The 10,989-nt window shown below is 56.3% G+C and carries 11 protein-coding genes; 2 read left to right on the top strand and 9 right to left on the bottom strand.

Annotated elements, in window-relative coordinates; all coding sequences use genetic code 11:
• Positions 1–46: 46 nt before the first annotated feature.
• The 7 genes from TH25_RS17615 to TH25_RS17585 all read right to left on the bottom strand — a co-directional run bounded on the left by TH25_RS17615 (position 47) and on the right by TH25_RS17585 (position 6,745).
• Positions 47–625, bottom strand: coding sequence for a UbiX family flavin prenyltransferase (locus tag TH25_RS17615; protein WP_114089621.1), 579 nt, complete (start codon positions 623–625; stop codon positions 47–49).
• 113 nt (positions 626–738) lie between these two features.
• Entirely contained in the window at positions 739–1,914 is a 1,176-nt protein-coding gene (gene solA, locus TH25_RS17610) for an N-methyl-L-tryptophan oxidase (RefSeq protein WP_114089620.1), read from the bottom strand.
• Positions 1,915–1,944: 30 nt separating this feature from the next.
• Complete coding sequence (locus TH25_RS17605) at positions 1,945–3,462, bottom strand: HAL/PAL/TAL family ammonia-lyase (protein WP_114089619.1); 1,518 nt, start codon at positions 3,460–3,462, stop codon at positions 1,945–1,947.
• Positions 3,449–4,234, bottom strand: a complete 786-nt coding sequence (locus TH25_RS17600) for an ABC transporter ATP-binding protein (RefSeq protein ID WP_114089618.1) — start codon at positions 4,232–4,234, stop codon at positions 3,449–3,451. Before TH25_RS17600 ends, TH25_RS17605 begins: the two co-directional genes overlap by 14 nt.
• 39 nt (positions 4,235–4,273) lie before the next feature.
• Positions 4,274–5,008, bottom strand: a complete 735-nt coding sequence (locus TH25_RS17595; RefSeq protein WP_114089617.1) for an ABC transporter permease — start codon at positions 5,006–5,008, stop codon at positions 4,274–4,276.
• A gap of 10 nt (positions 5,009–5,018) precedes the next feature.
• Positions 5,019–5,741, bottom strand: coding sequence for an ABC transporter permease (locus tag TH25_RS17590; RefSeq protein WP_114089616.1), 723 nt, complete (start codon positions 5,739–5,741; stop codon positions 5,019–5,021).
• Positions 5,742–5,899: 158 nt separating this feature from the next.
• On the bottom strand, positions 5,900–6,745 hold the full coding sequence (locus TH25_RS17585; RefSeq protein ID WP_114089615.1) for a transporter substrate-binding domain-containing protein: 846 nt from the start codon (positions 6,743–6,745) through the stop codon (positions 5,900–5,902).
• A 210-nt stretch (positions 6,746–6,955) separates the two neighbouring features.
• Here TH25_RS17585 and hutC (TH25_RS17580) point away from each other — a divergent pair, with 210 nt between their 5' ends.
• The gene (gene hutC, locus TH25_RS17580) at positions 6,956–7,750 is read left to right on the top strand and encodes a histidine utilization repressor (protein ID WP_114089614.1); all 795 of its coding nucleotides are present in this window, start codon (positions 6,956–6,958) and stop codon (positions 7,748–7,750) included.
• 41 nt (positions 7,751–7,791) lie between these two features.
• Here the strand turns inward: hutC (TH25_RS17580) and hutC (TH25_RS17575) are convergent, their stop codons facing one another.
• Together hutC (TH25_RS17575) and TH25_RS17570 are read right to left on the bottom strand one after the other, a co-directional pair.
• Entirely contained in the window at positions 7,792–8,535 is a 744-nt protein-coding gene (hutC, locus tag TH25_RS17575) for a histidine utilization repressor (protein WP_114089613.1), read from the bottom strand.
• Between the two features lie 87 nt (positions 8,536–8,622).
• The gene (locus TH25_RS17570; protein WP_114089612.1) at positions 8,623–9,969 is read right to left on the bottom strand and encodes a formimidoylglutamate deiminase; all 1,347 of its coding nucleotides are present in this window, start codon (positions 9,967–9,969) and stop codon (positions 8,623–8,625) included.
• 210 nt (positions 9,970–10,179) lie between these two features.
• Here TH25_RS17570 and hutG point away from each other — a divergent pair, with 210 nt between their 5' ends.
• On the top strand, positions 10,180–10,986 hold the full coding sequence (gene hutG, locus TH25_RS17565) for an N-formylglutamate deformylase (RefSeq protein ID WP_114089611.1): 807 nt from the start codon (positions 10,180–10,182) through the stop codon (positions 10,984–10,986).
• Positions 10,987–10,989: the final 3 nt, after the last annotated feature.

Raw genomic sequence — 10,989 nt, 5'->3', positions numbered from 1 at the left:
ACGAAAGGTTGCGTTATGGCGCAGCAGACCTGTTGAGCTTATCAGGTCAGGACGTGCTGGTATCGTCTTCCGTCCAGCGTTTGACGACAGGTAAGTGGATACCCAGCAGGTCCAGCGCCCGGCCGGTGGTTTGTGTCACCATTTCGTCAATGCTTTGCGGGCGGCTGTAAAAGGCCGGGACGGGCGGCATGATGATGGCCCCGTTTTGGGTTGCCTGGGCCATCAGGTTGATATGCCCGGCGTGATAGGGCGTTTCGCGCAATAACAGCACCACCCGGCGACGTTCCTTCAGGCAGACATCGGCGGCCCGTACAATCAGCTCGTCATTATAACAATTGGCAATCCCGCTAAGCGTTTTGATCGAACAGGGGGCAACCAGCATGCCTTCGGTTTGAAAAGACCCCGATGAAATCGCCGCGCCAATATCGCGGTAATTATAGACGACATTGGCATAAGACCGGATTTCGTCGGCATCAATATCCAGTTCCGCCTTGGCGGTGCGCAGGGCGGAGGGCGAAATAACAGCATGTGTTTCAATATCGGGCATGTCGCGCAGCAATTGCAGGGCGCGGACACCATAAATCACGCCTGATGCCCCGGTAATGGCGATAATAACCCGTTTCATATGCTGCTCTTTTCACTCGTGCCGGAATTTTGGCCCACAACAGGCAAGCCATCTTTTTACGCATGCAGTTTTGGCATGGATTATGACGGTTTCAACCGTTTTCTCATATTTTATCAAACCGGGTTGGTCATGCCGGGTTTTTCGGCTTTTGCTGCTTTCATCAGGCGGTCAAATGTAAAGGCCTCTATTGGTAGATCGGTTCCGCCCTGTGTTGCCAGGTCAGCAAGAATTTCGCCAATCACACTGGTGAATTTAAACCCGTGTCCCGAACAGGGCGAGGCCACAATCACCCGGTTTTCACCCGGTAAATGGTCGAGCAGGAAATCTTCGCCCGGCAGCATGGTGTAGCGACAGGTCACGGCATTAACCCGCCTGCCCTTCATGCCCGGCAGGTGACGGGCGGCAAAGTCGTCCAGCAAGGCCAAATCGCGGTCATTGACGGGCGGGTTGGGGTGGTCAGGGTCGATATTTTCCATGAAATGGGCGTGGCGGCCGATTTTGACGCCATCCGGGCCAATTTCGGGAAAGCCGAAAAAGGTGCCATTCTTTGTGTCATCGCGCAAAAAGGATGGCATGCGGATCGGATCGGTGACAAAGCCGTTTTCCGGACGATACCACGCCACCACCTGGCGGATCGGGTTTGCCAGCCTGGCAAGGTGCGGAACAAGCTGTGAAATCCAGGAACCGGTGGCAACGATGACCCGGGCCGCGCGGTATTTTTGTCCGCCTGCAGTAATGTTAACGCCATTATCATCGGGGTTGATGGCCTCAACCTTGTCACCGATATGCAGTTTTGCACCGCTGGCGGCTGCCAGGCGCAAATATCCCCAAATCGCGGCTTCGGGTTTTAACCAGCCGCCATTCGGATCTAACACAGCAATTTCATCATCTTGTAGTCCAAAAACCGGAAATCGTTTGCGCGTTTCGGCAGCATTAAATGTTTGATGAGGCAGATTGTGTAATTCACACGATGCCAGGGTGCCGGTGACAATGTCGCTCTCAGGGCGGCCAATTTGCAAAACGCCGGTGATGTTCAGGATTGTTTCGCGCAACTGGTTTTCCAGCGTGCGCCAGTTGTCATAGGCGCGATGTAACAACGGCACATAGCTTGGGTCTTCAAAATATCCCAGCCGGATCAAACGGCTGTCCCCGTGCGAAGAGCCCAGCCCATGCGCCGGGCTTGCGGCTTCAAAACCGATCACCCGGACCCCGCGTGCCGCCAAAAATGAGATGGCGGCACTGCCCATTGCGCCCAGACCGATGACAGCAACATCATAATGGTTTGACATGGGAAAATCCTTTTGGCGGGTGAAAGACAATTACGGGATCGGTGCCGGTTCCGCGCTGGCGATCAGGTTACGCAAGGCCTCCAGATCGCTGGCAAGGGCATGGTCATCCCCATAAGCAGGCAGCAGATGACGGACCTGTTGATAAAGGGCATTGGTGCCCGATGCACGCATTTTTATGCCGTTATCCGGGTTAATCGCAATCAGATCAGCGGCCTGGACTGCGGCCAGAAGCTCGATCGCCAAGACCTGTTCGGTATTGTCAAGCACCTGCAAAAGCTTGTTGGCCGCAGCCGTGGGGTGGGCCAGATAATCCTCCTGCAAGGCGGATGTAATACCGCCATCCAGGCTGGCCGGGGCACCCAGGCGGCGGTTTTCGGCGGCCAGGGCCGCAGCGGTATATTGTGCGATCATCAGGCCGGAACCCACACCGGGGTCATTGGTTAAAAAGGGCGGCAGGCCACTAACCAGTGGGTTGACCAGCCGATCCAGCCGCCGTTCGGACAGCATCGAAAGCTGCGAAATGGCAATCGCCAGCCCATCGAGCGCCAGGGCCAGCGCCGGGGCAACGGCATGGGCCTCGGAGGCGACTTTGGGGTCTTCGGGGGACCCATGCACAATGGGATTATCGGTGACAGATGCGAGTTCCTGATTAACGACAATGGCCGTGTTATCAAAAACATCACGCACGGCACCGTGGGCGTGTGGCGTTGCCCGCAGGCTTAGGGCATCCTGTGTGCGTTTGGCAAAGGATTGGGCAATATGGCGGCTGCCCGCGAGCCGGGCCCGCAGGGTTGCGCCCACCTTTTGAATGCCGGGCGATTTGCGCAGTGCCAGAATATCGGCATCAAAGGCGGCCATTTGCGCGCCCGAAGATTCAAGGGTGATGGCGGCAATGGTATCGGCCCAGTCGGCCAGACGATGGGCCCGCGCCAGCGCAAAGGCTCCCAATCCGGCAGAACATGATGTACCATTGACCAGACTAAGGCCTTCCTTGGCCTGCAATGTCAGCGGTTTTAGGCCGATTTTTGTCAGCGCTTCCGCGCCCGAGAGCATCTGCCCGTTCAGCATGGCGCGCCCCTCGCCAATCAGTACCAGGGCAATATGCGCCATATGTATCAGATACCCGGCCGACCCCTTGGAGGGCACAGCGGGAATGCAGTCATGGTTGAGCAGGGCCTGCAAGGCCGCGACCGTTTCCGGGCAAATGCCGGAATAGCCATGCGCAAAATTGTTGATTTGGGCGGCAATAATGGCGCGCACGGCCGGGGCAGAGAGCAACGGCCCGGTGCCGCAGGCATGGCTGAGGATGATGTTGCGCGAAAGCTGTGCCTGTGCACTGCGATCCACCACGGTATCGGCAAGGGCACCAACACCCGTTGTGATGCCATAGGCGCGAATGCCGCGATCCACCAGGGCGTTGACAATTTTCCGGCCCTTCTCGATACGCCCGTTTGGGGCATCGGCGAGCGTCAGGGGGGCGCCATTGGCAATGGCGGCAATTTCGCGCCAGGTCAGGCCGACATCAAGAATAACATCAGGCAGCGTCATTTTCGGTTTCCATATGACGGATGAATTGCTGGAAATAGGGGGAACCCTGGCCGCCAAACATGTCATCTGGCGTGCCTTGACAATCAATCAGGCCGTCGCGCATGAAAATCACCCGGTTCGACACATTGCGGGCAAAGCCCATTTCATGGGTGACGACCAGCATGGTCATTTTTTCCGCCGCCAGATCGCGCATCACGCGCAGCACTTCGCCCACCAGTTCGGGGTCCAGGGCCGATGTCGGTTCGTCAAATAAAATGACCTTTGGTTTCATGGCAAGCGAGCGGGCAATGGCCGCACGCTGCTTTTGCCCGCCGGAAAGATGGGCCGGGTAATAATCCTTGCGATCCGCAATGCCGACCTTTTCCAAAAGGGCTTCGGCCTCGGCAATGCACTCGGCACGCGGGCGTTTTTGTACATGCACCGGGCCTTCGATGATGTTTTCGAGAATGGTCATGTGTGACCACAGATTAAAGGATTGAAACACCATGCCCAATTCGGTGCGGATGCGGTCAAGCTGCTTGCGGTTGGCGGCACCCCGGCCCTGGCTGGTGGTTTTCATGGTGATTTTTTCACCACTGACAATCACATCCCCGTCATCGGCGCTTTCCAGCATGTTGATGCAGCGTAGAAAGGTGGATTTGCCCGATCCACTGGCGCCCAGCACGCTAATAACATCGCCATCATGGGCATCAAGGGAAATGCCGCGCAGGACTTCGTGGGCACCAAAACTTTTGCGGATATTGCGAACGGAAAGCCGTGGTGTGGCTGACATGGGTCGATCCTTTAATGAAGGGGCGCAATCACGGCCCGCTTAGGGGCGGGCACCAAACAGGGCATTCATCACCGACGGCTTGCGTTCCGTCGGGCGGCGATGATGGCGGTTTAACCGGTTTTCCAGAAGGGACAGGGCCTGCAGGATGATGAAGTTTAGCAGCAGATAAAGGGCGGCGGCACACAGGAAAATTTCCATTGTGCGATAGGTTTGCGAAATCAGCCGCTGGGCCACGCCGGTAATTTCCCAAACCGTGACCAGGCTTGCCAGTGCGGTTGATTTGACCATCAGGACAATTTCGGTCGAATAGGCAGGCAGGGCATGACGAAGGGCGATGGGCGCAATGATGCGCCGCAACAGCAAAAAGCCGGACATGCCAGCGGCGCGGGCGGCCTCCACCTCGCCGGGGGGGACGGCGCGCAGGCCACTGCGGAAAATTTCAGCCGAATAACCCGCCGTACACAGGGCCAGCGACAGAACGGCACAAATAAAGGGTTCGCGCAAAGCAGGCCAGACAAAGCTGTGGCGGATGACCCCGAATTGCCCCAACCCGTAAAAGACCAGAAACATCTGGATCAAAAGCGGGGAGCCACGAAAAACGAAGATATAGCCCTTGGCAAAATTGCGGGCGATGATGTTGTTGCTGACCCGCATGGTGACAATGACCAGCGCGAGCAGACCACCAAAGAACACCGAGAGCGAAAACAGGCCAATGGTTGTGGGTGTTGCGGCCAAAAGGGCCTTCATGGTCGAATACAGAAAAGCAAAATCCATGATCAGCCCTTCAAACCTGGCCCATGCCGCGTGGCATGGATTTGTTGCTGCGCCGTTCGGCGCTGTTAAAAAGCCGTTCGGAGAAACTTGTGAGAACCAGATAAAGCAGGCCGCCCACGATATAGAACATGAAATACTGGCGGGTCGAACCGGCCGCGACCTGGGTGGTGCGCATCAGTTCGGCAAGGCCGGTAACTGAAATCAGTGCGGAATCCTTAAGCGACAATTGCCAGACATTATTCAGCCCGGGAATGGCAAACCGCAGAATTTGCGGCAGAATAATCCGCCGGACACAGCGCAGGGGCGGCATGCCGATTGAGGCGGCGGCCTCGATCTCGCCACGCGGAATGGCGCGATAGGCCCCGCGATAGACCTCTGCCTGATAGGCCGCGGAAATCAGCCCGACGGCGAGTGCCCCTGCCAGAAAGGAGGGCATGCCCAAAAAGCCCTCGATCCCCATGGCATGACCAATGGCGGTAACGGCATTCGAGCCGCCAAAATAGATCAGGTAAATGATCAGCAGTTCGGGCACGCCGCGAAAAATGGTGGTGTAGGTGGTGCCGAGCACGCGCAGCCACCAGAAATTCGATAATTTGGCGGTCGCAATCAGGCCGCCGACAAGGGCGCCAATGGCGAGGGAAGCCAGCGTGACACATAATGTCAGCAACATGCCGGTCAGGATAAGCGCGCCCCAGCCCTTGGCACCAAAGCCGAGAAGTTCGATAATTTCCATTTGCCAGGCCTTCGTGGTTCGGACGGGCTTGGGAATGTTGCTGCCTTTGGGGTTCAGACCCCGAACAGTAACAGTGAAGGAACAGCGGCGGGAAGCTGCATCAGGATATGCGCCGTCAGGCAACAAATCAGCCTGCTTCCCGCCGGTCGGGATGGCCGTTATTCAGGGGTGACGTCGGTGCCAAACCACTTCATCGACAGCTTTTTGATCGTGCCGTCGGCAAGGGCGGCCTTGATGGCATCGTCAAACATGGCTTTCAGCTCGGTATCTTCCTGGCGCAGGCCAACACCTTCGCCAATGCCAAAGACGGTTCCGGCAATTTCCGGACCGGTGATCGCCATGGCTTCGTCGGATGTTTTGAAAGATGCCAACAGGTTGGTGGTATCGTCAAAGCCAACGTCGATACGGCCGGTTTGCAGGTCCAGGTCGCGTTCGGCACCGGTTTTATATTCGCGGATGGTGGCGACATCCTTGAAATTGTCATAGATGAATTTGGCATAAACCGTAGCCGCCTGGATGCCGATGGTTGCACCGTCAAATGTTTTGCGCAGCGCCTCGATCTGTTCTTTACCGCCGGAATAATCCGGGGCCATTTTTACAATTTCGCCAGTGCCGGGGGCCTGGGCATAGTCACTTTCGGTGGGTGCGGCAAAGGCGGCGTGGGTATTGGCATAGGGGACCGAAAAGGCAATGACCTTCTGGCGTTCCGGCGTAATCGACAGCGCATCCATGATTGCGTCAAATTTGCCGGCATTGAGGCTGGTGATCATGCTGTCCCAGTCCGATGCGACCAGATTGCATTTAACCTTCATGTGGTTGCACAGATATTCGGCCAGTTCGGGTTCAAACCCGCCCAGCGACCCGTCCGGGTTGGTCATGTTCCAGGGCGCATAGGCCCCTTCGAGGGTAATGGTGACTTCTTTCCACTCTTTGGCCTGCGACGGCGTTGTGCTGGCAACAGCAAACAATGCGGCAGCAGCCACAAGAATTGACTTGAACTTCATAGATGAGGTCTCCTTGCAACGAATGAAGCGATTAGGCCCTGATAAACGCGGCCACAACCTGCCTGTTTTTATATTGCGTAATGTTGGTGCGGCGTGGCAAAAATTGTTACGTTTTTGGTTGTATAGGTAACATATGACACTTTTTTACGCGCTTCAAATAAAAAGTGTATTATATGTGCAATGCGAAAAAGATGCGGAAACGGGTTAATAATGACAAAAAACAACGGATTACGGGCAGCCCGGCACAAACAGGACGGGGCAATATTTTCGGGCCAGACATTGCGAAAGGACCGGGATGGCAGCGGGCCTTTGTATCTGGAGGTCAAACAATTGATCCTGGACCGCATTTATCGCGGGGAATGGCAGCCCAATCACCGGATTCCATCGGAAAACGAGCTGGTTTCGGAGCTGGGCATCAGCAAAATGACGGCCAACCGGGCCCTGCGCGAGCTGGCGCACGAGGGAGAACTGGTGCGCGTGCAGGGAGTCGGTTCGTTTGTGGCCCAGAAAAAGGGCTATTCCGCGCTGTTTGAGGTGCGCAACATTGCCGAGGAAATTGCCGAACGCGGCCATGTCCATGCCGCTTCCGTAATTGTTCTGGCCGACCAGGCGGCATCGCCCGATGTGGCAGATGCGCTGGATTTGCCAATCGGGGCACCGGTTTTTCATTCGCTGATTGTGCATCATGAAAATGATGTCCCGGTGCAGATCGAGGACCGCTTTGTCAATCCGGCGCTGGTGCCGGACTATTTATCACAGGATTTTTCGGTCATTACGCCAAATGTTTATCTGTCACAAAAGGCACCGCTGACCGGCTCCGAACATGTTGTCGAGTCGATTTTGGCGCAGCCGTGGGAGGCCAAGTTGCTGGTAATCCTGCATCATGAGCCCTGCTTGATGATCCGCCGCCGCACCTGGTCAAGCGGCGGCGTGGTTTCTCTGGCCCGTCTGATTTATCCCGGGACGCGCTATCGGCTGGAAAGCAGGCACGGTAAAACCACCTGAATGCCCGATGAAATGCTCATGTTGCCTGGTTGCATATACAACTAAAAGGCGGTTGCTTTGCCGGTTGGGTCGGTGGGGGTAAATCGCGCCACCAGGGCGTGGCGGTCGCCGGGATAGGTCAGGCGGACATGGGTGACGGGGCCGTTATGGCTCCAGGTGCGGCGCTCGATGACAAGGCAGGCCGTTCCCTTTGCAATATCAAGGGCCTGGGCGTAATGCTCGTTTGCGCCGACGGATTTGATCATATGTTCCGCCGTGGTCCAGGGCACCCGGCTGGTCAGCCACGGGCCGGGGGCGGTGTCGATGAAATTCTCCTCGCGGGCCTCGGGAACCACAGCCAAATTGATCAGGCGTTCTTCCAGGCAAAAAACACCCGGACCGGCAAGATGCCTGCCCGTCACAGCAAGGATGTCCGCGTTTTCTGAAAGTTCCAGGCTTTTCCTGTCGCTTGACGTTGCCGTGCGGGTGGACCGGGCCAGGCGCTGATACTCATAAGGCAACCCCAGAGACTGTACTTCCAGCTTGATATCGTGAATTTCCAGGATCGCCGATTGCGCCTGGGGCTGGGTGACAAAACTGCCGGACTTTTTGCGCCGTTCAATCAAATTGGCGCTGGCAAGCTGGCTGAGGGCCTTGTTCACCGTCATGCGCGAACAATTATACTGTTCCGCCAGGTCCAGTTCATTGGCAATGCGATGGCCCGGCGGCCACGCGCCCGACAGGATATTGCCTTCAATATCGTTGATAATCTGCTGGTGCAGGGTAGGTGCCTTTTTTGCCCGCATGGATAACGCTTGTTCCTGATTTGCCAATGACGCCCCTTTTAGCCGATCCGGCAGGGGAAAGGGAACCAAACTCGTTATGGCGGGGGACTATTTCGCTAGCAGGTTTTTCATGGTTTGCTGAAATTTCGGCGCGATCTGGTCCCGCGCAATGTGGCGGCCCTGTCGCACAACCTTGCGCCCGCGCACCCACACATCCTCAACCTTGATTGTTTCGGCAAAAATCCAGGCATCCAGGATGTGATCGCCCGAAAGATACGATGCCTCGCTTGTATCAAGCGATACGAAATTGGCGGTTTTGCCAGCGGCAATGCCATAATCGGTGGCAAGGGCGCGCGCACCGCCTTTAAGCGCATGGTCAAAAGTCGTCCGCCCGGTCGAGGAGGAGATATTGGCAATGGCATTGCGCGAATTGTGCTGCAGGCGCTGGGAATATTCCAACTGGCGCAGTTCGGATGGAATGCTGATTTGCACGTTGGAATCCGACCCGATGCCAAACTGGCCGCCCTGTGCCAAAAAGGTTTCTGCCGGGAAGGTACCATCGCCCAGATTACCCTCGGTAATCGGGCACAACCCGGCAATGGCACCGCTTTGGGCCATGCGGGTGGTTTCATCGTCGGTCATGTGGGTGGCGTGCACCAGGCACCATTGATCGCTGACCTCGGCATGATTCAGCAGCCATTCAACCGGGCGCTGGCCGGACCATTTGATGCAGTCATTGACCTCCAGCAATTGCTCCGCAATGTGGATGTGAATGGGGTTGGAACCTGCTATTTTGCTCACATGTGTCAGCTCCTCGGGGGTGACCGCCCGCAGGCTGTGCGGGGCGACACCGACAACCATGCCATCGCGTGTTTTGGCCGTTTCATTACAGGCGGCAATCAGTTTTTCAAACTGCTCAATCGAATTGATAAACCGGCGCTGGCCCTCCGTCGGGGCGGTACCGCCAAACCCGGCATGGGCATAAAAAACCGGCAGCAGGGTTAAATCAATGCCGGTATTGGCGCTGGCACTGGTGATACGATCCGCCATTTCGCCGATATGGGCGTAAGGGCTGCCGTCATGGTCATGATGCAGGTAATGAAATTCACCGACACGGGAAAAACCGGCTTCGAGCATTTCCATATAAAGCTGGCTGGCAACCGCCTCCACATCATCGGGCTTCATGGACAGGGCGAAATGATACATGTTGGTGCGCCAGCTCCAGAAGCTGTCGCTGCCCGTACCGCGCATTTCGGCCAGGCCCGCCATTGCGCGCTGAAAGGCGTGGCTGTGCAGGTTGGGCATCGCAGGCACAATTACGGCGTGGCATTCATCGTCCGGGGCAGGGGAGACACCGGTTTCCAGGCTGGCAATTTTGCCATCTTCAACCGATAGCCGCACATTTTCCTGCCAGCCATGTTCCCCCAGAAGCGATTTTGCATGCAGCATTGCCATGTCCTGAAATCTCCCATTCGCGTCCTGTTTGTCAGGACGGCAAGAAATATGTTGTGTTGCCTGTTATTATGTATATACATAAAGGCAACAAAGGAAAAGATACAATTCCAGTCAGGTGATCGCAATTTTTCAATCTGCGCCAGCGACGATTAAAAATCGTTTTTAAAACAGCAGGTTGAAAACATTCAAACGAGGCGGGAGATATTCAATATGCGTGTTTTTGATGTTGAACAGGGGTCATCGCCGGTGATTCTGGCCTTCCCGCATACGGGAACGGATGTGCCGGACGATATTTGCGAGAAGCTGAATGACAATGGCAAAATCCTGGCCGATACCGACTGGCACATTCACAGGCTTTATGATGGCCTGCTGCCCGGTGTCACCACGGTGCGCGCCCTGTTTCACCGTTATGTGATTGATGCCAACCGCGACCCGTCGGGGCAAAGCCTCTATCCGGGGCAAAATACCACCGGCCTTGTGCCAGTTACCGATTTTGATGGCAACCCGATCTGGCAGGACGGGCAGGAACCCGATGCAAACGAGGTGTCGCGCCGCCAGCAACAGTTTCATACGCCCTATCATGCGGCCTTGAAGGCGGAGATTGCGCGGGTAAAGGCGATCCACGGGGTGGCCGTGCTTTATGATTGCCATTCGATCCGCTCACATATTCCGTTTTTATTCGACGGTAAACTGCCGGATTTTAACATTGGCACCGACAATGGCACCACCTGTGAACCGCGTATCGAGCAGGCCGTGGTAGGGGTGTGCGGAAATGCCGCCGGATTTACATCGGTTTTGAATGGCCGTTTTCGCGGCGGCTGGACCACCCGACATTATGCCAACCCGGCACAAAATATACACACTGTGCAGATGGAGCTGGCGCAATCCACCCATCTTGCCCGCGAAGAACCGCCTTTTGACTATGACGAGACTGTCGCAGCGCCATTGCGCGCGCATCTGAAAACCATTTTGCAGAACATCGAAAAGATCGCCTTTGATCTAGCCAAGGGAAACTGAACC

The organism is Thalassospira profundimaris, from assembly GCF_003326755.1.
Lineage (GTDB): Bacteria > Pseudomonadota > Alphaproteobacteria > Rhodospirillales > Thalassospiraceae > Thalassospira > Thalassospira profundimaris_B.
The sequence above is the reverse complement of the archived record's forward strand: the minus strand, read 5'-3'. Positions and strand labels throughout refer to the sequence as shown.

Bases quoted from the DNA above. Each gene is read 5' to 3' on its own strand.
- hutG (WP_114089611.1), top strand. From the start codon at position 10,180: ATGCGTGTTTTTGATGTTGAACAGGGGTCATCGCCGGTGATTCTGGCC.
- TH25_RS17590 (WP_114089616.1), bottom strand. From the start codon at position 5,741: ATGGAAATTATCGAACTTCTCGGCTTTGGTGCCAAGGGCTGGGGCGCG.
- TH25_RS17595 (WP_114089617.1), bottom strand. From the start codon at position 5,008: ATGGATTTTGCTTTTCTGTATTCGACCATGAAGGCCCTTTTGGCCGCA.
- TH25_RS17605 (WP_114089619.1), bottom strand. From the start codon at position 3,462: ATGACGCTGCCTGATGTTATTCTTGATGTCGGCCTGACCTGGCGCGAA.
- TH25_RS17585 (WP_114089615.1), bottom strand. From the start codon at position 6,745: ATGAAGTTCAAGTCAATTCTTGTGGCTGCTGCCGCATTGTTTGCTGTT.
- TH25_RS17615 (WP_114089621.1), bottom strand. From the start codon at position 625: ATGAAACGGGTTATTATCGCCATTACCGGGGCATCAGGCGTGATTTAT.
- TH25_RS17600 (WP_114089618.1), bottom strand. From the start codon at position 4,234: ATGTCAGCCACACCACGGCTTTCCGTTCGCAATATCCGCAAAAGTTTT.
- hutC (WP_114089614.1), top strand. From the start codon at position 6,956: ATGACAAAAAACAACGGATTACGGGCAGCCCGGCACAAACAGGACGGG.
- TH25_RS17570 (WP_114089612.1), bottom strand. From the start codon at position 9,969: ATGGCAATGCTGCATGCAAAATCGCTTCTGGGGGAACATGGCTGGCAG.
- solA (WP_114089620.1), bottom strand. From the start codon at position 1,914: ATGTCAAACCATTATGATGTTGCTGTCATCGGTCTGGGCGCAATGGGC.
- hutC (WP_114089613.1), bottom strand. From the start codon at position 8,535: ATGCGGGCAAAAAAGGCACCTACCCTGCACCAGCAGATTATCAACGAT.